Here is a 21,957-nt window from a genome sequence, read left to right on the forward strand (position 1 = left end):
CATTCACTTTGATTCTCAAAGTACTTTCAAATGAAAATACCACCATTTATACTTTGGCTCATCGGTACTATGATGGCGGCGGGCTTATTATTCGAACAGAGTTGGGGGATCAACATGCTACTATTTACTGCAGGGCTTATCCTGCTATGGTATGTTAACAGGCCCACTTGGCTATCTGCATTAAATGCAAGGCTTATAGCACTCGCAAGCTTATCTGCCTCAGCAGGGGTAGCCTTAGGCTTTACTTATTATGCGCACGCTGCCTACATTATCTGTGTTATCGCCATGGCAGGAACGCTATGTTTTTCTTCCTCTTCGATTCCGATGGCAATAGGGCAGGGCATTTGGACTATAATATCAGGCCACTTAGCAATAATTTCAGATAGGAGAAGATGGATATCTGATAGCAAAGCATCCAGGGTGCTTAAAGTAAGTGTATTTCCTGCCATTATCGCAGGGGTATTTTTCTTACTCTACTACGCCGGAAGCCCTGCTTTTGCTCTCCTGATTGATAATATCTTTCCGGACGAAGGTCGGAATAAGTTTTTCTGGGGTTGCGTATGGTGGGGGTTTATCCTGTTTGGTACTTTCTTCATTAATGAGTTTTGGCCAGGCATGCTATGGGAGCATAAACAAAAAAACAGCCTGACCCGGGAAACACATAAACCCGGCAAGATATCGGGACTATCCACAGGAATTAGAAAAGAAAAAGATCATGCCCTGATTACTTTATGGATTCTCAATATTCTGATCCTGATGGTAAATCTGACAGACCTTTACTTTGCGGCAATGGACGAATTACCAGGCGGGATTAGTTACAGCGAATATGTCCATCAGGGTATAAACACACTAATCTTAAGCCTGGTACTGGCCATCAGTCTCATATTGTATCACTTCAGAGGAGGACTCAATTTTTTTAATGAAGCCGGCATTGTACGCTCATTATCATATCTCTGGATCTGTCAGAACATACTTTTAGCTCTTATGGCAGCCTACAAAAATCTGCTTTATGTACAGGAATATGGCCTCACCCATAAAAGAATCGGGGTATGGGTCTACATCGTCCTTGTGATTGCGGGATTGATAACTACCTATATGAAAGTACGTGAAAGGCACAGCCTGTGGCGACTGGTTAAAATAAATTTTTCGATTGCAATGCTGGTATTACTGAGCCTTTCATTCGTGAACTGGGATGCAGCAATTGCACGGCATAACCTCTATGAGGCACGTCGTACAGACTTTAACTACCTCTTTTCCTTATCTGATAACTCGCTGCCGGTAATGCAGAATTTTGCGGATAAGTCATGGTGGTCAGAACTACAAAAAGAAAAGCTGGCACATAACATTGAGGGCGCACTAAGGAAAAGAAGAGGAAAGGATTGGCGCGGGATGACTTGGGCTGACTACCAAATTTTGCGCGAACTGAACATTAATAAGTAATAAACATGAATAATCTATTAAACCCTGTCAATGCCTTAAGAACACTCGCTGTCTTTTCGGCTCTTCCTATTCTTATGCGTGTAGCAACTCAAGGGGATATAACCGGCCTGTTCCTTTTATGGAATCTATTTCTTGCCTGGCTGCCTTTACCATTAGCCAGAGGGTTCGCCAGTACGCTTGCTATTACATCAAAGGAAAGGATAATGATGGCCTCAGTCTTTTTTCTTGCCTGGCTCTTTTTCTTTCCTAATGCACCATACATCGTTACTGACCTCATCCACCTGGAGGGTGAGCATGATCCGGCATACTGGCTAGAGGCAACTGTCCTATTTGCTCTGGCTACTACCGGCATGTTCACAGGAATGTATTCAATGTATATCATTCACAGGAGTCTGCAAAAATTGACCGGGCTTATTCTGTCGTGGTTAATAATGGGCGGCTGTGCCTTCCTTAGTGGGTTTGGAATCTACCTAGGCCGCATACAACGATGGAATACCTGGGATATCATCACAAGACCGCTCGCCCTGCTGAAGGGGGCTTATCATGGAGCCCAGGAAACGATAGCTATCGAAATGACAATAGGGTTTGGGCTACTTATTATTATCTGTTACTTTATGTTAATTAGTCTGGTAGGATATGAAAAGCGCACTAGCTAGTTTACGAAAAACCTTTTTAAGTTTCAGATTTGCCATTAAGGGGCTTAGGTTTTTGACAAGGCGGGAGCACAACTTCCGCTTTCACTTATTTGCCATGGGGGGAACCGTTATTGCCGGCCTCTTTTTGGACTTACCCAAAACAGATTGGGCACTTATAATTACCATGTGTGGTCTGGTATTAGGCACAGAGGCTATTAATACATCAATTGAAAAACTTGCTGACCATGTATGCCCGGAGCATCACCCGGCTATAGGAGTAATAAAGGACATAGCAGCAGCGGGGGTGCTTATAATAAGCCTAATGGCTTTGGTGGTTGGTCTGCTGGTTTTTATACCTGCGCTGATCAATTATTAGGCTGGAATTGATCAGGAAGCAACGGTTTCTTCGGGGACGGCTTTGCCAGTATCATGTAAGTAAAATACCAGACTGATTCTGAGGCCATCGGTGAACTCAATATCGTAATCAACTTTACTACTGACTAACTCCAGTTGAGTCTCTGCATGCTGAATGACACTGTCCTTAACCATTTTGGGCTTCTGAATATTATCCAGAGCAGTCATCTCAGAGTTGTGGTCCTGATAAACGAGAGTAACCTTATCAGGGTCTGTCTTGATTTCCAGCAGGATATCACTACCATCCCGATGATATATACCGTTAATCAATAGTGCTGAGCACATACGGTACATCATGATCTCAAGATTGAAAGGATAGCGGCGGAGGGTATCGTTTGCGACTATATCAAGGGTAACCCCGTCATAGTCATTATCCTTCATGAACACTCTACGTAAAGACTCTACTAATCCCTCCTTCATCAGGTACTGGGGAGAAAGGTGATTTTGCAGGCAGTTTACAAACTTGGTTTGCTTGAGTATCAGATCTGCCATATCGTTTAGCAGATAAGCAGGCTGGGTACCGTCCTCAAGTACGAGTGTATCATTTATATTTTCCAGGTTCTCGGCGAGAAGCTGAAACCCAACAGTAAGCTCGTTTCGTACGAATCCTTCTATTCCTTTCAATGAAAACTCATACCGCAGGTCAGTTTTTTTATCCAGATTCTCCCTGTCTTTTATTTCCTCTTTGAGGTCATTCATTCTGTCCTGAAATAACTCGCCGGAATAAGCCATCATTTTACCACTACGGTGTAATTTATTTACAAAGAGGGCAAGAAAAAGCGTACTCAATCCTATTACGGACAAAACGGAGATATAAAGAATATCAATTTCACTAAATGCCATAGAATTGTACTGTATTAATAGCCGGTCGGTGGCATATTTCGAGTAACTGTGCCTTTTTCTGAATAGAAAGTAAAGGAACAAAAGACAAAATATTCTAACGAATATAAAAAAGTTACTGTAAAAAACGGTTACATCCAGGCAATAATTATTTACAAACCCATGCCCACAATGCCTTAATTGCTTACAAGGCAGCCTATTTATAGTGTTTATAAATAAAAACCGTATGCAAAAGTAAGCGTTAATGCGTGTCCTGTCTCGCTTCAAAGAAATTTCATGGACTTATTTCCAATAATTCCGCTGATTAAGCTAAAATCTGAGCAATTAATGCAGCCGGCTCTATGCGCAAATGGTACAAATGTAAAAAGCGGGGCAGGATAAAAGCAGAATCAAATCACTAAATATTTTAGCTTTTTGGTGATTGAATTTTTAGTTTTGCCTCATGGCTGCTAAAGCACCTCCTATAATTCTCCCCCCGCTCTACTACCTCACTTATTTCAGGTATCTGACAGGTTTTGTCCGGGAAAAATATGCTCATATCCTTCAGGTACAGGAAACCGGTTTCCTTGATGACTTTGCAAGCATGAGCCAAGAGGCACAGTGCTTATTTGTCAGGCTGGTGATACGTCGTGGCAGATACTTTCCACTTCACAGGTTAATCTATGAGGAGATAAAAGACCTAAACCGGACGGTGGATGAACTGGTATCAGCCGGCTTTGCCTCTACAATAGAGGATGAGGACCCTGCATGTCTTAAAGAGATTCTTTACAAGCTTACTAAAGATGAAATATTCTCTTTACTAAAGACAATGGGAGATGATACAGTCAGAAAAAGCTGGTCAAAATCCAGGTTAGCGGACAGTGTCACTTCTTATGCATTCGAGGAAATACTCAGCCACCTTAGTGAGCTGGTGCCTATGATCAAGTGCGGTAAAACAGAGGAGACAGAGATGATCTTTTTCCTTTTTTTCGGCAACTTGGACCATACACTGAGTGAATTCGTAGTCAGAGATATAGGGTATGTTAAATTAGAGGAGATAAAGGCAGAGCACCTTACAGCTCAGTTTACCACTCGCATGGAAGCTGAGCAGAAGCTTTTCTTATGCCGTGCCTACGCCACCTACAGATTATTAAGGGATGGGCTCCCACCTGATGAGCTGGTGGCGTGGTTTGAGGAAGTAGCCAATAGTGTAACTGACTGGACAGCTCCTGCGAGGCCCGTACTGGACAAACTTGCAGTAAAGATGGGAAGGCTGCTAGAGCGGCTTCAGGAACCGGACCTTGCCAAGGTCGTCTATGGATACACCGTGGCTCCTCCTGCCCGTGAAAGACTTGTACGCCTATACCGTTCTGAAGGGGATGAAGGCCTTGCCACTGATCTGGCACAACAGATACTTGACCACCCATGCAACGCTGAAGAGTATTACTTTGCCAGGGACTACCTGCAAACGGGCTCTACGAGAAGCCGGATCAAACGCAGTATGACAGCCTTACTGAAGGATTCAGATGAGATACATATAGAGGCCACTCATAAACCTTATGTAGAGGGTGGTACACTAAATTACTTTTTAGAGCAGGGGTATACGGGATACCATTGTGAAAACTACCTGTGGCGCAGCTTATTTGGCCTTGTATTCTGGGAAGAGTTATTCGACGGGGGCTCACAGGCACTTCATCATCCTTTACAACGGACACCCTCTGACTTATACCATGGTGGTTTTTTCAGAGAAAGGGAAGAAAGACTCAGAGAGCGCCTCCGTGTTATGGATTACCTTGACAGCTTCGAAAATTATACTACGCGTTTCTTTAGTGAGAAAGAAGGCATTACTAACCCATTCATAGGATGGCACGAGCACTGCTTTCCTTCTCTAATGGCTTGCTACAAGCTGGTAGGCGCAGGCCCTTTATCAAAGGTGCTGCTAGAAATGTGCCGGAATGTCAAAGAAAATGGCAGAGGCTTCCCTGACCTGTTCGTTTTCAGGGATAATTCCTATGAATTCATAGAGGTCAAAAGCCCGACGGACCAACTCTCCGCCCAGCAGCTATACTGGCTGGAGTTCTTTGCACAGGCAGGCATCAACGCAAGGGTACTGAGGGTAGCCTTTGCCTGATCAGTAATCGTCCGGAACCACTTCTACCTCAAGCCTGTCGTCTGTTACGGAGTTTATCTTAAAGTTAACAGCCTCTTTGTCATTTTCGAAAGTAACCTGTAGCATACTCTTATCCGCCAGCCATATCCAGTTACCTACTTCGGTAGAACGGCTGCCATCTCTCTGGAACCGATACTGAAGGTAAACGCTATCATCATTAAATCTGAGACCATCTGTAAGGCGCGAATCAAACTCATCTTCCGAAATGGGAATATAAACCCGCTGAGGCTCGGGAGCGAGCCAGTAAGCATGTACCCAGTCACGGTTTAGTACCTGCTCTGGTAATTCCTGGTCTGCCACGGTGGTAGTATTACGGCTGGTGCAGGCAGTAGTCGCACACATGGCTACAATAGCAATCAATACGGGAGTCAAAAATCTTTTCATCTTGAGGCTAAACTGATGTCAACCCAAATGGTTGGAACTGTGAGGTACTCAGATATCTTTAATCACACGCACCTTTTTGTATATTTACAGCCAATAATTACCTATCAAATACCTTCCTTTTGGACAACAGAGACATTATCCGGATTTTCAAAAAAACAGCAGCACTGATGGAGCTGCATAATGAAAACCCTTTCAAAACCCGCACCATGGCAAATGCTTCGTTTAAGCTGGAAAAGCTAAGCGATAGGCTGGAAGACCTGAGCCGGGATCAACTGGAATCTATAGAGGGAATAGGGAAAAGTCTTGCGGCTAATATCAGAGAAATTGCGGATACATGTACGCTGGCTTATTACAAGGATTTACTGGCTCAGACACCTGTGGGGGTGGCTGAAATGCTTGAGCTAAAGGGTATAGGCCCTAAGAAAATTCGTACGCTGTGGAAAGAACTGGATGTGGAAACCATCCCGGCCCTTCTGCAGGCATGCGAAGATCATAAAGTAGCTGCATTAAAAGGCTTCGGGAAGAAGACGGAGGAGTCTCTGAAGCAAAACTTGCTTTTTAAAATGGCTAATGCTAATAAGCGCCATTATGCCGTAGCCCTTCCGCTGGCAACAGAAATAATAAAACTACTGGAAGATTCTGCCCCAAAAGCAGTAGTAAGTTTTACCGGTGAGCTGCGACGTAAGCTCGACATTATTGAAAAGGTAGATATACTGGTGGGCGCCGAGCAAACCAGCGAGTTAATGCAGGCCCTGGATGAAAGCGAGCTTGTTATTAAAGACGAATTTCGCTCAGGCCCCTTTAGCTGGCGGGGTAAATTTGAAGATGGGTTGCCCCTGGAGGTAGTTGTCTGTCCACCGGAAAAATTTAGCCGTCAACTGTGGCTCACTACGGGATCTACTCTGCATCTTGCCTCGGTGATATCTGATGGCAGATCTCTGGCGGAACTGGTGGATGGTAAAATGATAGGCTCAGAGCAAGAGGCTTATGAAATTGCCGGTCTTAAGTATGTAGAGCCTGAAATGCGGGAGGGGCTGTTTGAGATTCCTTTAGCCAAGGAAGGCAAGCTCCCAAAACTGATTACCGAAAAGGACCTTAAAGGCATTTTGCATGTGCACTCTACTTATAGCGACGGCCGGCATTCTCTCAGGGAAATGGCTGAGTACTGCAGAGAACTTGGATACGAATACCTTGGCATAACAGACCACAGCCGTTCAGCCTTTTATGCAAATGGACTGGATGTGGAACGTATCAAGGAACAGCATGAGGAAATCGATGCACTCAATACGGAAATGGCCCCTTTCAGGATATTTAAAGGGATAGAGTCTGATATTTTATCGGATGGGTCCCTGGACTATGAGGATGAGGTACTCGCTAGTTTTGATTTTATCGTGGCTTCTATTCACGGCAACCTTAGTATGGATATTGATAAGGCCACGCAACGACTGATAGGCGCTATAAAAAACCCTTATACTACCATGCTTGGGCACCCTACAGGCAGGTTATTGCTAAGACGTGAGGGCTATCCGATAGACCACCGGGCAGTCATTGATGCCTGTGCGGAACACGGGGTCATCATAGAAATTAACAGCAACCCCTGGAGGCTGGATATTGATTGGCGCTGGGTGCATTATGCTATCGAAAAAGGGGTGGCTCTGAGTATAAACCCTGACGCCCACGAGAAGGATGGCTATGAAGATATGTACTGGGGAATATGCACCGGACGGAAAGGTGGTCTTACGGCGGAAAAAACATTTAATGCCCTGAGTGCGGATGACGTGGCGGCTCACTTCGACAGTAGAAAGAAGGCTTGATGAGGAAGCAGAAGATACTTGTCATACGATTCTCTTCTATAGGGGATATTGTTCTTACCACTCCTGTAGTTCGTGCACTCGCAACCCAATTGGAGAACACGGAGGTACATTACTGTACAAAAAAGCAATATGCTTCGCTGGTTGAGCATAACCCTTACATCCATAAAGTACACTTACTGGATAAAAACCTCAACGACCTCGTAAGCCAGCTTAAAGAGGAGAATTTTGACCACATCATAGACCTGCACCGTAACCTGCGCACGAGGCTTATCAAATTGCGCCTGGGGATAAAATCTACCAGCTTTGATAAGCTTAATCGGGAAAAATGGCTGATGGTAAACTTCCAGATCGATCGCCTGCCTAATCGCCATATAGTGGATCGTTATATGAATACTGTTAAGCCACTGGGAGTAAAAACGGATGCGCTCGGACTGGACTATTTTATCCCTGATAAAGACGAAGTGGAAATGGATTGGCTGCCTGAGAGTCACCGGAAGGGATATGTGGCCTATGCGATAGGGGCACAGCATAATACCAAAAAGCTTCCCCTGGACCGTATGATTGAACTATGTGATAAGATTAATAAGCCTATCGTTTTACTGGGCGGTCCCGAGGACGCTGATACAGGGGAAAAAATTGTTGATTTCTTTCAGCGCACAGATATATCTGCTCCCTATGAAGAGAAGTTGCTGGAACTGAACAAAAAAGCAGAGATTTTTAATGCCTGCGGCAAGTTTAACCTTAACCAATCAGCCAGCCTGGTGAGGCAGGCCAGCCATGTATTCACTCACGACACCGGGCTGATGCATATTGCGGCAGCCTTCAAAAAACAGATATTTAGTATTTGGGGCAATACCATCCCTATGTTTGGCATGTATCCTTACCGAACCAAGTTTACAGTGTTTGAAGTACAAGGGTTAAAATGCCGCCCATGTAGCAAGATAGGACATAGCCAATGTCCAAAAGGCCACTTTAAGTGCATGAAAAATATCGTCTTTGACTTCTATCTTCCGTAAAATTAGTGTCAAATAATTCTCACTGAATATCAATATTTTATCGTGCCATGCCCCAAGTATCGCACGAGGAATTCATCCATAGTTTTAATTTTTATAGATAAAGTCATATTTTTATAATTGGCCATTATTTGTCCTAGCTAAAATACGACCAGAACTATGGAAACATTTGAGAAGATTTCTACCACTTTACCGGGCTCCAGATTTAAAAGTTCTCACCTGATAATGGGCTTTTCAATTCTTACTGCAGCAGCCGCTCTTGGCACCATATACTATTCATTAATGCAATTAATGGAACAAGGGTTTAGGACCAGCCTGGTATGGCAAGGTTCGCAGCAGGGCCTTATAGCCTACTCCAGAAATATCCTTCAATTTCTTCTATGCCCTGCCGGTCTTTTAGCTTCCGGAATTGCTGTCCTGGTCACTTCCAGTGGTGTATTACTTCATTTTACATGGGCCAGGCTTGCCATGATCGCCGGCTCTGCTGTTACCATCCTGCTATGCTTCATGACTGTGGTCTCAGTGTCACTTTCAGCCACAGGACCCATAAATAGTTTTTGGCATGATTTTGGTTTTACCAGTAATAAAAGTTTGACATTGACCTTAACTCTGGCGATGGCCCTGATCGCACTGATGATCCTCCTGATAAGAAGGCTCCGGTCAGATGAGTTTAAAGAATATTTTTGTTAGTGGTTTGGTTTTGGTTTGAATGTGTAAAGGCCCTGGTATCCGGGGCCTTTACTCTTTTACACCAGTGTTACTGCCTCATCCTGATCAGTACTCCCCTCCTACTTTTCTCTCTTTTGCCGTGAGAACACCTTCCACTTCAGGCAATCTATTTGGTTTAGACGTAAGACCCGTAGTATCTGTGAGGGCTTTCATAAAGCTGATAATATCCTGCTTCTCCCTGTCAGTAAGCTCTAACGGGTCTGGGCTGAGGGTCTGATTAGGCACCTCCAGTCCTATACCGGCACCTCCTCCCCTGTCATAAAAATCGAGTACTTCTTCCAGTGTGGAAAAGACGCCGTTATGCATGTAGGGACCAGTCAAGGCTATATTCCGTACAGTTGTGGTTTTAAAGCTATTATTGTAAATGGATGTGCGTTCTTTCATCACTCCTTCAGCCCTTCCCGGATCCTTATCAGCAATGGGGTTATCCAGATCAGAGTTAGCAGGAACACCCAGCACTTCCGATTCGCTTTCTTGGAAAAGGGGAGGTACGGACCCGTTGAATACCGGCGCGAAATGACAGGTACCGCAGGCAGCTTTTCCCATAAACAGGTTGAAGCCCCGCTTAGCGGATGCATCAAGGAGCTCACTTTCACCGCGGGCGTATCTGTCAAATGGAGAGTCGAACCGGGTAAGGCTGCGGATATAGGCGGCTATAGCAGCAGCCACGGTGTATTTTTGAATAGGGTTATTTTTTACCTCGGGAAAGGCCTCGTGGAAAAGGACTGTATACTCGCGGCTTGAACTTAGCTTTTCGAATATTTCGAGATAGGATGTATGAAATTCACGGCTATCCGTCACCACATGGGCTATCTGGTTTTCGAGCACATCTGTACGCAGGTCATAAAAGTACCTGTCCGCAAATACTGAATTCAACAGTGTAGGCGCATTTCGGTCCAGGTTGCCGTCTCCATTCATAGCCAGGCTTTTAGCCCGGCCATCCGTAAAGGCCATTTCCGGCTTATGACATGAAGCGCAGGAGCTCTGGTTGTTACCGGAAAGTATGGGGTCAAAGAAAAGATACCGTCCGAGTGCTACCGTTTCATCCGTATACTTTTCTTCCTCCAGTTGCATGAAATGGTAGGGGTTTAGCAGTTTTTCAGAAAAGATGTGATCGGCCTCGTAGTTAAGAGAGCGCTTGACAAACCGGCGGTCTGTTTCTTTCCATGTCTCGATTCCCAGGGCATAATGAGCTTTTTTGATGTCCCTGAAAATCGGCTCAACATAATTTCTTAGAAAGTCCAGCCTGTCAAACGAGTTAAAATCCTCAGCTTCATCCAGTATTGCTATGGCTTCCTGAAAGTTTTGTTCCAGCCTTCCAGCAAGTTCTTCATCCTTTTGAGAAATTATAGGTAAAAAAGACTTGAACGCCAGGTAAGAGGCATTAAGAGAAACTTTCGCTTCGGGCAGTGCGTGTTTTTCACTCACACCGGGGGTATCGAAACCGGTCAGCCCCAATGAAAACAGGCGGATAAGGTTTATTCTAATAGCTTCCAGCAGGATCCGGTCAGATATTACATTAGTTGGGCTGTAAATCCTAAGACGTTCTGCACTATCATTTAGCCCTTTGGTAAGTTTGATCAGCAATTCTTTATCAGGAAATTCCTCGTCGTAAAGCATCTCTTCCAGGGTCTGCAATCCCTTAGGTTCGAGTACACTTAATTGCGGACTGTTTCTTTCAAGCTTATGAAGGGGGGCACCGTTTATATAGTCGTTTACAAACTCTTCATCTACATAGGCTGCCAGGTATTCAATTTTTTTATAGCTAATGCGAGCCTGTGAATGGGCCTTTCTGAGGTCGTCCATTGAGGCCTGATCGGGCCGGCAGACACTTGCCAAATGGTAAAGGCGAGACGTTTTTATAGTAAAATCCTTCAGCCCTGCCCGATAGGTTTCACGGGCTTTTTCAAAAGGATAAGAGGCGCCTTCCGGTATGTTATAAGCGCTTAAATAAAATGATGATAAAAAAACACAGACTGAGAGGGCCAGCAGGTAGATTTTCTTCATGATCAGCAGAGGTTTTTAAAGAAAGTAAGCCCCGCCGGGTCCTGCGGGGCTAGTAATAACCGGGTGTCGGTTACTTTTGGATTACAAGACGGGCTTTTTCACCTTCTTTGGTCATAAGCATGTAAATACCCTCCTGGAGGTCGGATACATCCATTACGCTGGTGTTTCTTACTACGCGTACACGCATGCCGTTCATGTCATACAGCGCTACATCCGTAGTAACATTGAAGCGGATTTCGCGGCTTACAGGGTTAGGGTATGCCTTGAACAGTTCAGCGTTAAGATCCAGCTCTTCCAGTTCTTCAATAGCCGTTACGGCATCGTCCCAGCCAGTGATGGCATAAGTCAGGGAGTTATTATAAGGGAATGGGTTGCTGGTGCTGGGGTGCTGTGAGTTTACAAGCAGCGTTTTGCCATCAGTGGTAGGGCAGGCACCAGTTACTTCGGCCCCTCTGGGTACTACTGAAATACGAACGAGGTCCTCATAAGTAGGATTCTCGATTTTCATATCCAGAAGCCACATTTCACAGGTACGGTTACTTACTCCGGCAGGCGTACGTCCGTTAGACGTGCCGTTAAGGTCTTCGCAAACTACCATATAAGGCTGTCCGTTTACCACCATCACATTCAGACCGTCAGGGTTAGACATGTGCTTGGAGGGGTAGTTTCCTATTTCGGGGCTTTCTTCCAGGAAAGGACCACCTTCGAGGTAGGTACGCACCACACCCGTAGCAGGATCAAACTCAAGCACACGTCCGTAGTAATCATTGAAATTTCCGGCCATCACATAGTCCAGTACCTGATCAGGAGTTTTGTCCGCCAGCCAGGGGTGCCGTGCGACTACAGGCTCTACCCAGTGGTAGTCGAGTACACCGCGTGTGCCTTCACCACCACCCTGTGCCCAGCGAGAGAAGCGGGTTCCGATACCGTCACGGCCAGTTTCGGTCATGTAAACTTTTCCATTGTAGTTAGTTACCCACTCAAGGCGGTTGAACATAGTAGCACCTGCCTGCAGGGCTCTTTCAGCAAACTTCAGGGTTTCCTGAAGGTTGTCGCTCTTCATTTCTATCCAAGGTTCGCCTTCAGCGTCGTGTTTATATACATAGAGTTTTCCTTTACGAAAATCACCTGGTACGTCTGCCACAAATTTGGTAAACAAGCCGGGGGTTGCATCAGCGCCCAGGTACACCGTCTGATTGTCAGGCATAACGGTTCCACCTTCGAAAGGCTGACGACCCCAGTTATATTGCTTGCGGATGGCCTTAGCTTCACGGGGGTCGATTTCAACCATGTAGTTAAAGTTCTCGTAGCGCTCGATCTTTTTGCCTGCAAAGTTACCGGGGATATCAGTGGAAATAACCCAGTCGCTGGTGTCACGAAGAGGAGAAATGTCATCATTACTGGTACGGAACCACTCTTCTGCTGTCCATATACGCCCATCGTAAGAGGAGGTGATACCGCCACAGTTCATACCAGTCTCACCTACCGTATTGACAAAATCTACGTTAAAATACTTGCCGTTACGGCCGTCTGAAAGAGTCTGCTCAACGATGACAAGGGTATCGGTAGCAGGGTCACGGCGAACTTTGAAAACGGTCATACCACCACCGTCACCGATGGAGTCGTTTCTTACGACCATTTCGTGGTTTACGGAAATCCAGCCGAGGTCTTCCGAATCGTTATCAGGGGTAAACCCGATAAAGTCATGCCATTGTTTAGCCAGCGCTTCACCTGGAGCATTGCCATAAGTGGCCGTGGTTTGTACTTTATCCACTTCACCAATGAAGAGAATCTGGTATTTAAGAGGATTGGGAGGCATTACCACCGTTTCGGGTACGAAGTCTGCAGGCATCTCCACTTCTACAGGAAAGTAGAACTGGGCAAACACCGGGGCTGCTGTGCAACAAAGCATGCAGAGCAGTAGGTAAAATTTTTTCATCAGATGATAGTTTTTATAGTTAAATGCGGATAACACCATAAAACTACCTACTGATTCTTACCTATCCGTATGGCTGCGTTTATGTATTTACTATCATATTATTTCTAAAATTTTGCGCTAAAGTTAATTTGTTAACCGTTCTATAACCACGAAAAAAAGCCTTTATAAAATAGCTTAAAGGGCTTTTATCTATAATTTTTATTGAAATAGATACACCCAAAAATAGCCTAACCCTACATAAATATACAAATCACCCACATAAGACGCAGCGTACACTGAATTCAAAAATCCTACACGAGTAGGATTAACGATAAAGCAGTACCTTACCGCGCTTTTCAAATGTACGGCTAAGGCCTTCCAGGCTTTTTAGCTGAAGGTGGTAGTACACCATCTGGTAAGTCTGCGTTCCCGCATTAACAAAGGGGATATTCCAGCGCAGAGAGTGGTTTTTTTCGGTAGGATTAATGAATTGCCTCTCTTCTCTGAATAGAATTTTACCAAGTTGATCAAAAACAATTAATTCGATTTGGTAGTCCTCTACGGGATTACTCAAAAAGAACTGAAAATCAACATGGTCGGTAGCCGGATTAGGAAAGGCAACCACTTCCTGCAGGAAGGTCCGGTTGTTCTCCACTACCTCAAACCGGATTTGCTTGCTGGTGCGGTTTCCACTGTAGTCACCTGCATACAGCGTCAGGGTATGCTGCCCCGGCTCCATACCATACAGAGGGCAGGTAAGAGAGCCCCTGGTAGCATCATTTTCATTATAGTAGAAGTAGCGATTGAGCTGAAAAGGTTGCTGAGTGAGCGTGTCCAGCACAGCCCAGAGCCCCTTTTGCGGCCCGGACCCAAGACTGATACCTCCCGGGTCGGACAGTTGAGCAATCAGGACCGCGTCGGCTGAAACAGGATCACCTTCGGAAAAATAGGGATGGTCAAGGTACATGGTTATGAGCGGAGCAGAACGGTCAACATCCTGGATAGCCCCCTGGCTCATAGCAAGGTTGCTCATTCCCCCCGCAGCATCACGAATTACCCGACCATCCTCACCGGATTCCCTGGCATAAAGGCTTAATCTTAATTCAGTAAAGTCCTGTGTCCTGGACGGGAGGGATATCTCAATTGAGAATTTCCCATTAGTTATAGTGGCCTTACCCTGGTAAATAAGATCATCATACTCATGGTAGGTAATTCGGGTATGAGGGCCACCCTCTCCAAGGGTCTCCTTTTCAACTGCCTCGTCGAAGAGTGAGAGAAACACCTGTCCGTTAAACGCTTCCGCTATGGTTTCTTCAAAAATCACTTCGCCTTCGAACGTAACAGTCTGTCCGCCCGAAAGAGTATCCAGGGGTTCACCATCATGACCGGTAATAGCTGTAAGTCTGAGCTTGCCCTTAGGATAGGCGGGCATCATGGAAGGATCCCCCAGCAAGCTAAAGTTACGGTTGATCACCCCACGTATGGCGGCATTTTTTGTTTGCCGGAACAGATCTCCGAGACGCAGCCTTTCGCCATTATCTTCTTTATAAAGGGCCTCGTAAAAAGCATAACTAAGCTCGAAATTGGTAGCCGAAAACACCGGTCTGGTGGTAGTAAGCAAAGCAATAGCTCCGGAATGGGGCAGGAGAAGCGCTTCTTCGGCTGCAGAACGCCTGCCAAAATCATCAAAGCGCCCGAATTCACAGGTTGGCGACAGAATAATAGGAAATGAAGCCGAGTTCTGCCATTTTTTCATTTGGTCTATGGTCAAAATTCGTTCATCTGTCCAGCCCGTTTCCCCACCGTGTCCGATATAGTCAATAATGAAGGAGCCATGATCAACCGCACGACTAAGTTCGGCCCTGGCCGCGGGACTTATCTTAACCGGCCATGAGGGGTCTCTCACCTGGGGGTAGGCATCCACGAAGAGACGGTCGGTCACGATCTGTGGTTGCGAAGATTCCATTTCACTGGCAAGAATGTCGCTGCGCAGCATATGCTTGTTGTAGTCTCCGTCGTCCGCGACAAAGGCAATCCGGTTACGCCAGGGACCAAACCCTTCCTCTGCGGATGCGTAAGTGATCAACTTATTCACCATAGCTGTGGCCTCTTCAGCACTGGCAACCGGCAGGCGGCCTACCGCAATATCTAGGTCATGGATAGTCTGACGGCTACCTCCCTCTGTCCACTCTCCTTCCTGCTCATCAAAAAAGCCAAAGTAATCGTCACTAGCATAGCTCAGCACATCATGGAAAGATTCTGTGGATGGGTAGGCAGGAATGGCGTGGATGTTATCGTCATATATTCCTGCCACATCGTATGATCCGTCAGCAAAAATAAGCAGGTAGCGTAACTTACCGGAAGTATTAAGGTCACGCGCATAGTTTCTAATGGCGCTAATATCCCTTCTTCCGGAGGCATACCGGGCATAAATATACTCCACCTCGGCTACATGCACACTCAAGCCATCATGTTCGCGCCTGAAGGTTGCGAGCCGCTCCGCTTCATGCCGCCATGCTCCGGGCGTCACAATAAGCAAGTCTGCCGGACCGGTGGGTAGTTCAGGCACCACCTGAATTGAGTGAAATTGTGCCTCTAATGCCAGCTGTGGTTTAAAAAGCATATAGGTTCTGCTCTTATTGCCAGCTACATACCGTTCAAAATCCTGTCTTGCAGGGCGTAGGGGGTCAGTTACATTCCATAACTGGTGACCGGCAAAGGCCTCGCCTGGCTCAAAACGGAATGCTGATGGATAGTTACCTGCAAATCGCATCAGGTTTGGCCTGTCGGGGTCAGGCTTACGAGCAAAAGAAAGTTCAAAATAATCAAGATAGGCAGTACTTATGGGGGCCTGGTCGAAACGGAAGGTGAGGGTGTTCTGTCCGGTGCGGGTAATGCCAGCAGGAATAGTGATATCAATATCAGCAGGCTGGGCCTTGATGCCCCAAATACTCTGCTGAATGGGATAGGCAGTGGTTTTACCAACTTCCTGTCCGTTACAAAACAGCGTGAAGGTGCCCTGCCTTAAAGCACGGCTTACAAACCGTGCGTTTAATTCGACATCGTTTGTCTCGTGCAGCAAAAAGGAAAAGTCAAGTGAGCCGTCTTCCGCAAACTCCTCCCCTACCCAATCACGGCCACTTTTAAGCAGGTTAATGATGTCATGCTCATGGTGCTGGATCGCCTTATATGTCTGGATGACGGGTCCTCCGGGCAGGGGCCTCTCACTAGGTATCCTCAAGGGGGGAAGTGAAGGATCGAAAGCCAGGTAAAAATTAGTCGTACGACTATAAAAATTTTGAGCTACACGTATTTCACCTTCAGTAGAGAAGACCTTGTCTGGGCCAGGAATATAAGCCAATAGGTAATCTTCCTCTTGGAACTGACCATCCTCCAGACCGTATGAGGCTACAGGTATTTGCCTGGTCCGAAAGTCTGTGGCCTCGCTATTTGCCTGTGGCAACACACCGCCGGAGCCAGTAAAAACATGCAGAGCAGAAGGATCAACAGAGGCAGGGTTTAGGCCGAGACGTGCAACATCATCGAAGGTTATCTTATATACACCTTCTTCACTTACCTGAAACACTCCATATTTACCGCCGGGGAGCAAAACGGACTGACTAAAGGCAAATGTGCTGACAAATAACAGTAGTAGTCCGCTTAGTGCTTTCATTGCTATTGCTCGTTACTAAGCATCTGGGATCGCCACTGATCCTCCATGTCCAGATTTTCATCCCCTGGCTGGTAAGGCAGAAAAAGAAAGGTCAGCCGCATCATCTCATCCTTATCGTCCATACCTCTCTCAAAAAATACCGGCTCCGGAGGGAAGTTGGGGTTTTCCGGATTATCTACTGTATTATCAAACAGAGCTTCCGCATGGATGACACTCCCTTTAGGTATGTGAAGTAGCTTTTTATATTGGTAAAACTCCTGCCAGTTGAAGTCCCACTGGGGTATATGAACAAGCGGTATGGTTTTACCTTCTGGTGTAGTAGCCCAGGCTTTAAAGTTTTTACCCAGTCTGTGCATATGGGGGTTCACGCTAAAAAGCGAAAGGTCCTGCCCCACACGTATGTTTATATCATATTGGATGGCTGTATCGGCAGGTATGATATTACCGGTATTCAGGTCGATATCAGTTGGCCTGAACGTGGTAAACATGACGGTGCGCTCTACCGGCTCATCGGAAAAGTATATGTGGATAGTGGTCTGATCGGAGGTGTTGATGGGTGAAGGCGCATAATGCATGTTACGAATCAGAAATACCCCTTTTTTGGGAAGAAGAAACCCTATGCCTTCAGGATAGATACGTGGGCCGGAGCCTGGTAACCACCCATCATGATATGTCTGCATTGGTGGGTTACCGTCTTTATCAAACAGGTTGAAGTACCCGTAATCATGTTGGTCGTCTATGTAGTCAGTATCGCCAAATTCAAAATAGGCAGGCATATTATCGAGATCCACACCCTCGGACACTTCAAGCACCTGGTAGCTGGCATGGTGTGCTAGTTGGCGATTGCCGGGTATAAATTCGATTGCCTTTACATAGGTTTGCTCTTCTATCTCATAGGGAAGAGCATAACAGATATAGGTTTCTTTATTATCGCCATCGATCTTTACCGGCTCATCCATTTGCAGGATCAGGTCGGGGTAACCGAAAAGACTGGCACCACTAATGGTATTTGACGGAGGCTGCTGTAGCTCGGAGGCAGGCCCGTACGGTGCTCCATCTCCCACCCAACTACTTATGACACGGATCTCATCATCAGTCAGTTGCTTTTCATTAGCAAAAGACCGGTACGAAGGATCGGCCTTCCATGGCGGCATAATGCGCTCTGATACTACGTGCTGGATAAAGCTAGCCCGCTTAGCTACATCGCGGTAGGTGAGTAGACTGAAAGGTGCAGCCCCATTAGGCTTGTGGCAGCCAGAGCAATTCTTATAGATAATAGGCGATACATGCTCAGTAAATGTATAATTCTGAGCTGAAACCGCTAGGGGCAAACACACAAAAAGAAAAATGAATGGCAGAGCCAGACGTTTAGTTACCATAAATAGGGGCATTGATAAAGCAGCCTATCGGCTGGGTTTTCTCATACTCCAGTGGAAACCCGGTGACCATAGAATTGATTGCATCATCAAGGTAGTGGCGGGTAATTACCTGACGCTTCTTGGTAAGACTGTATACCCAGTTATCAATGGCTCCACTGTAACGAGTCTCACCATATGCATCTATAAGAAAGGCCTCCGGAGTTACAGACGCTCTGAGCATATCTACCATCCTGTAATCATTATCCAATAGTACCTGAGGCTTTAGCTTGTATTTACGCTGAAACTCAACTATATCCATTAAAGGAAGGTCTTTACCAGGAAATAGGGCAAAAAATTCAATTCCCTTACGCTTATATTTCTCAGCCAGTTTATTAATGGTAAGGGTATAACTTCTGCTCAGAGGACACTCAGGGGCCATCACCACAATTACCATGGCCTTAGCTTTTACTTTGCTCAGGTCAAATTCTTCCTTACTAAGCGTATTCAATTTTACTGAAAACATGGGGTGGTCTTTTGTATCCTTTTCCTTGTCCGGTCCTCGGGATGCTGTGGACAGCAGGGAAATAATGAGGAGGGGGAGTAAGATTTTTAAGTGCTTCACGACCAGTTCTGTTTTTCAGGGCCCATGCAGGCGCATCGGAATAACCATGTAAGATTATTTACAAAATAACAAATTTTTAGACAAATAGACATTACCCAAAGATTAAAAATAAGCCATGATTCAATCATGATATCATAATCAACTATGTATCAGTCGGTTTCAAAATAATAATTATTTAAATAAAAAATATATTACCCTAGTAGTAATTTCTCCCTACTAAGTGAAGCACAAAAAAAGCCCCCCGCTAATAGCAGGTGGCTTTTACACTAGTCTTTAACTTTAGTTTATTTTACAAGAAGGATTCTCTCAGTACTGGTTTTACCTTCTGCCTCAACCACACAAAGGTACATACCAGGCTCAGCATCTGCTGCATCCCAGTTTAGTTCATGTGTACCTGCTCCCATATACTGATCAGCAAGCACTTTAACCGTACGACCAGCCACATCAGTAATGCGAACATTTACATGGGCATCATCCTTGGTACTGAAGATAACATAGGCCTGGTTCTGAGCAGGGTTAGGATAAGCCTTCAGTCCGGCAGGATTATCTTTGGTAGATGCTTCTCCTACAAAATCTACATCATCACTTATTGAGCTACACCCTGAAGCATTTAGGTAGCTGAATGTCACGTATTCAGACTGAGGAACCCATACCGCAGCTCCACGGGCAGGGGCCCACACCAATACGCGTCCGTCATTCTGTACCAGAGTCGTTTCTGAGGGGTTAAGCGCATTAACAAGTGTCTGGTTTTTCCAGTCGGGGTAGGTGCTGCTGTTTTTAGTATTATCCACCCACATACCTTTTGTACTGGTCTCATGATTATTAAGCACCATGATAGCACCGGTTTTGGTACCGTTACCTTGTCTGCGGGCAATGTAAACATTGGCTGTTGAACCATTATTACTAGGTGAGCCACTTGTCCCCACAGGGTTCCCTCCATCGGTGAGCACATCCATACCTCCGCCAAGATAAGTACGGCGGGTATGCATCATCTTATCTATAAAAGACTTTAGACTGCTATTTGGGGTTACCGTCACACTGTTGTCATGATTATCAATCTGTGTGACGCCATAATATTGGGTATAGAACACGCAGGGGCGGCCTTCGGCAAAAAGGATATAAGCATAAGCCATGTCCCAGTCTCTCCAGAGCCATTTGTCACTTTCTTTTCCTGTGTCGTGATTTTCAACAAAGGTTACCACCGCTGTGCCTGGCAGATTGGATCCTGAAGAAGGCTCACGAACCATACCCGCATTATTAAGCCATGTCATATTCCAGTTACTGCCGTTTTGGTTGGCCATCTGTGTCAGATCGTTCTTTAAAGGAAAATCAAAGGCATCTACATCGGCACGATATCCATTGTGCGTGTAGTTATCATGGATGTTATTTACCCAGTCGTTCAGGCGGTATTTAAATCCGGTGAAGTACTCTCCTACGATAAAGGGTTGAGAAGACCCATTGCGGGGCAGGTTATTTACCCATTCAGCGACAAGCTCTTCCTGGAACCCACGTACAAAATCAAGGCGATACCCATCAAAATTGATCTCGTTACTCATCCATTGTCCCCAGTCTATCAGACGATCCTGAACTGTAGCGTCAAACGTATTAAAGTCATGGCCAAACCATTTGGTATTGGTTACGATGGCATCCTGATAGCCTCCGTCACCCATATAATCATTGCAGTCACTTGGGTGAAAGTGGCTGTAATTCCAGGTATGGTTGGGCTCACCGGCCCCTGTGTGATTCACGTATTCGATTTTGGTACGAGAATGAGCCTGCAGGGCGCTGGTAGCAGCCAGCTCGTTGCCGTTATACCAGATAGACTTTGGATAATAGCCCCTGGTCTGATCAGCCCAGACCCAATCGAAAGGTACCAATTCACGACGGGCAATAAGCTTCATCTTTACCGTGGCCGCCCCTGATAGGCTGATCTTATACTCATCGATATCACCATCTCCGTATATATGGCCGCGAATTACCTTACCGGTGGTATGGGTATTGGTACTACCACTACCATTGTTAGGCTCAGACTCCCATTGGTAATCACCTGACGCCCATGGCTCCGCCGGTACAGAAGAACCCGGATACTCCAGCACCAGATCATAACCGCGCTCAACTTTATCGCCGGGTAACTGGTAACCTGCTATCTGTATGTAGTAATCGCCGGCACCAGGTGCGTTCAGCACCCATTCTATCTCATTAGTAGGATAGGCCACATGTTGTGACCCGTTGGTAAATGCTTCAGCCCGGGCATAGCATTTTACTGCAGGATTATTTTCCATCTGTCCATAGTCATTCGCATAAATATGATTCAGAATAATATCTGCATAGATTTCCATATAGGGACCGTTACACGTCCTATGGGCCTCTGAGATCATAGATTCCAGTTCAGAACGGCTACCAAAACGCGTTTCGGTAGTACCGCACTGGTTATAGTTGCCAAGGTCATAGTGATCAAATATGCCGTAGCCCATATCTATGCTGCCAAAATTACCCTTACTGGGCGGAGGTACCCATAGACCTGTGTATCCTGCGGCCTTCATGTCAGGCATTTTAATGCGGAGAGAATCCCACCAGGTCCCCCCCTGCCCCGTTACATACGAATCTGCATTCCAGTAAAAGGCCTGCATCATCACGTCATTCTGGGCGTGGGCCGTTGAGAAAAACCAGAGAAATACCAGCATAAGCGGCATCCTCCATTTTAAAAATTGTAAGCGTGTTTTCATTTTTTCTATTTGGTTAGTTACAAACTGGCTGAAAAAAATTAAGAATTTTTCAACAATCTATAATAAAATAACCAAATATTATTTGATTTTCAAGAGAAGACAACCTTCATAATAGAATTATTATTGGAAACGTTACCGCAAACGTTTTCTGAATTGAAGTATTTTAATTATGTTTTTCATACTTATATAGTATCATGGATAAAGCCTATTTTAAGACATTATCGTTTTATGAATT

At 45.6% G+C, this 21,957-nt stretch carries 15 protein-coding genes; 7 read left to right on the plus strand and 8 right to left on the minus strand.

All coding sequences use genetic code 11. The features are described 5' to 3' along the window. Window positions 1-30: 30 nt before the first annotated feature. The 3 genes from AB9P05_RS03365 to AB9P05_RS03375 are packed head-to-tail and all read left to right on the plus strand — an operon-like array spanning window position 31 to window position 2,451. Window positions 31-1,440, plus strand: coding sequence for a DUF4173 domain-containing protein (locus AB9P05_RS03365; RefSeq protein ID WP_371907403.1), 1,410 nt, complete (start codon window positions 31-33; stop codon window positions 1,438-1,440). A gap of 5 nt (window positions 1,441-1,445) precedes the next feature. Beyond that, a complete protein-coding gene (locus tag AB9P05_RS03370) occupies window positions 1,446-2,096 on the plus strand; it encodes a DUF1361 domain-containing protein (RefSeq protein ID WP_371907404.1) in 651 nt (216 codons plus the stop codon). Beyond that, window positions 2,077-2,451, plus strand: coding sequence for a diacylglycerol kinase family protein (locus tag AB9P05_RS03375; protein ID WP_371907405.1), 375 nt, complete (start codon window positions 2,077-2,079; stop codon window positions 2,449-2,451). Before AB9P05_RS03370 ends, AB9P05_RS03375 begins: the two co-directional genes overlap by 20 nt. Before the next feature lie 11 nt (window positions 2,452-2,462). Here AB9P05_RS03375 and AB9P05_RS03380 read toward each other — a convergent pair whose 3' ends face one another. After that, window positions 2,463-3,332 (minus strand): hypothetical protein, encoded by an 870-nt coding sequence (locus tag AB9P05_RS03380; protein WP_371907406.1) that lies wholly within the window; start codon window positions 3,330-3,332, stop codon window positions 2,463-2,465. A gap of 439 nt (window positions 3,333-3,771) precedes the next feature. Here AB9P05_RS03380 and AB9P05_RS03385 point away from each other — a divergent pair, with 439 nt between their 5' ends. Further along, complete coding sequence (locus AB9P05_RS03385; protein ID WP_371907407.1) at window positions 3,772-5,439, plus strand: VRR-NUC domain-containing protein; 1,668 nt, start codon at window positions 3,772-3,774, stop codon at window positions 5,437-5,439. Here AB9P05_RS03385 and AB9P05_RS03390 read toward each other — a convergent pair whose 3' ends face one another. Next, the gene (locus AB9P05_RS03390) at window positions 5,440-5,862 is read right to left on the minus strand and encodes a hypothetical protein (RefSeq protein WP_371907408.1); all 423 of its coding nucleotides are present in this window, start codon (window positions 5,860-5,862) and stop codon (window positions 5,440-5,442) included. It lies immediately after the preceding gene. A 119-nt stretch (window positions 5,863-5,981) separates the two neighbouring features. Between AB9P05_RS03390 and AB9P05_RS03395 the strand changes: the two genes are divergently transcribed. The 3 genes from AB9P05_RS03395 to AB9P05_RS03405 all read left to right on the plus strand — a co-directional run bounded on the left by AB9P05_RS03395 (window position 5,982) and on the right by AB9P05_RS03405 (window position 9,379). Next, window positions 5,982-7,676 (plus strand): helix-hairpin-helix domain-containing protein, encoded by a 1,695-nt coding sequence (locus tag AB9P05_RS03395; RefSeq protein ID WP_371907409.1) that lies wholly within the window; start codon window positions 5,982-5,984, stop codon window positions 7,674-7,676. Then, window positions 7,676-8,692, plus strand: coding sequence for a glycosyltransferase family 9 protein (locus tag AB9P05_RS03400; RefSeq protein ID WP_371907410.1), 1,017 nt, complete (start codon window positions 7,676-7,678; stop codon window positions 8,690-8,692). The genes AB9P05_RS03395 and AB9P05_RS03400 overlap by 1 nt, the downstream gene beginning before the upstream one ends. Before the next feature lie 156 nt (window positions 8,693-8,848). Beyond that, on the plus strand, window positions 8,849-9,379 hold the full coding sequence (locus AB9P05_RS03405) for a hypothetical protein (RefSeq protein WP_371907411.1): 531 nt from the start codon (window positions 8,849-8,851) through the stop codon (window positions 9,377-9,379). 84 nt (window positions 9,380-9,463) lie between these two features. Here AB9P05_RS03405 and AB9P05_RS03410 read toward each other — a convergent pair whose 3' ends face one another. From AB9P05_RS03410 to AB9P05_RS03435, 6 genes are all read right to left on the minus strand, one after another. Next, window positions 9,464-11,425: a cytochrome-c peroxidase gene (locus AB9P05_RS03410; protein ID WP_371907412.1), complete on the minus strand. Its 1,962-nt coding sequence runs from the start codon at window positions 11,423-11,425 to the stop codon at window positions 9,464-9,466. A 70-nt stretch (window positions 11,426-11,495) separates the two neighbouring features. After that, window positions 11,496-13,364 (minus strand): alkaline phosphatase PhoX, encoded by a 1,869-nt coding sequence (locus AB9P05_RS03415; RefSeq protein ID WP_371907413.1) that lies wholly within the window; start codon window positions 13,362-13,364, stop codon window positions 11,496-11,498. Window positions 13,365-13,668: 304 nt separating this feature from the next. After that, on the minus strand, window positions 13,669-17,016 hold the full coding sequence (gene porU, locus AB9P05_RS03420; RefSeq protein WP_371907414.1) for a type IX secretion system sortase PorU: 3,348 nt from the start codon (window positions 17,014-17,016) through the stop codon (window positions 13,669-13,671). A gap of 2 nt (window positions 17,017-17,018) precedes the next feature. After that, window positions 17,019-18,395 (minus strand): cytochrome c, encoded by a 1,377-nt coding sequence (locus AB9P05_RS03425; RefSeq protein ID WP_371907415.1) that lies wholly within the window; start codon window positions 18,393-18,395, stop codon window positions 17,019-17,021. Then, a complete protein-coding gene (locus tag AB9P05_RS03430; protein ID WP_371907416.1) occupies window positions 18,385-18,996 on the minus strand; it encodes a redoxin family protein in 612 nt (203 codons plus the stop codon). The genes AB9P05_RS03425 and AB9P05_RS03430 overlap by 11 nt, the downstream gene beginning before the upstream one ends. Window positions 18,997-19,280: 284 nt before the next feature. Further along, window positions 19,281-21,722 (minus strand): T9SS type A sorting domain-containing protein, encoded by a 2,442-nt coding sequence (locus tag AB9P05_RS03435; RefSeq protein ID WP_371907417.1) that lies wholly within the window; start codon window positions 21,720-21,722, stop codon window positions 19,281-19,283. Window positions 21,723-21,957 lie beyond the last annotated feature (235 nt).

It is taken from the genome of Roseivirga sp. BDSF3-8 (assembly GCF_041449215.1).
Lineage (GTDB): Bacteria > Bacteroidota > Bacteroidia > Cytophagales > Cyclobacteriaceae > JBGNFV01.

What these genes read in the sequence shown, in the direction of transcription:
- AB9P05_RS03380 (WP_371907406.1), bottom strand. Translation starts at nt 3,332, where the DNA reads ATGGCATTTAGTGAAATTGATATTCTTTATATCTCCGTTTTGTCCGTA.
- AB9P05_RS03435 (WP_371907417.1), bottom strand. Translation starts at nt 21,722, where the DNA reads ATGAAAACACGCTTACAATTTTTAAAATGGAGGATGCCGCTTATGCTG.
- AB9P05_RS03385 (WP_371907407.1), top strand. Translation starts at nt 3,772, where the DNA reads ATGGCTGCTAAAGCACCTCCTATAATTCTCCCCCCGCTCTACTACCTC.
- AB9P05_RS03410 (WP_371907412.1), bottom strand. Translation starts at nt 11,425, where the DNA reads ATGAAGAAAATCTACCTGCTGGCCCTCTCAGTCTGTGTTTTTTTATCA.
- AB9P05_RS03400 (WP_371907410.1), top strand. Translation starts at nt 7,676, where the DNA reads ATGAGGAAGCAGAAGATACTTGTCATACGATTCTCTTCTATAGGGGAT.
- AB9P05_RS03370 (WP_371907404.1), top strand. Translation starts at nt 1,446, where the DNA reads ATGAATAATCTATTAAACCCTGTCAATGCCTTAAGAACACTCGCTGTC.
- AB9P05_RS03415 (WP_371907413.1), bottom strand. Translation starts at nt 13,364, where the DNA reads ATGAAAAAATTTTACCTACTGCTCTGCATGCTTTGTTGCACAGCAGCC.
- AB9P05_RS03390 (WP_371907408.1), bottom strand. Translation starts at nt 5,862, where the DNA reads ATGAAAAGATTTTTGACTCCCGTATTGATTGCTATTGTAGCCATGTGT.
- porU (WP_371907414.1), bottom strand. Translation starts at nt 17,016, where the DNA reads ATGAAAGCACTAAGCGGACTACTACTGTTATTTGTCAGCACATTTGCC.
- AB9P05_RS03405 (WP_371907411.1), top strand. Translation starts at nt 8,849, where the DNA reads ATGGAAACATTTGAGAAGATTTCTACCACTTTACCGGGCTCCAGATTT.
- AB9P05_RS03365 (WP_371907403.1), top strand. Translation starts at nt 31, where the DNA reads ATGAAAATACCACCATTTATACTTTGGCTCATCGGTACTATGATGGCG.
- AB9P05_RS03425 (WP_371907415.1), bottom strand. Translation starts at nt 18,395, where the DNA reads ATGGTAACTAAACGTCTGGCTCTGCCATTCATTTTTCTTTTTGTGTGT.
- AB9P05_RS03375 (WP_371907405.1), top strand. Translation starts at nt 2,077, where the DNA reads ATGAAAAGCGCACTAGCTAGTTTACGAAAAACCTTTTTAAGTTTCAGA.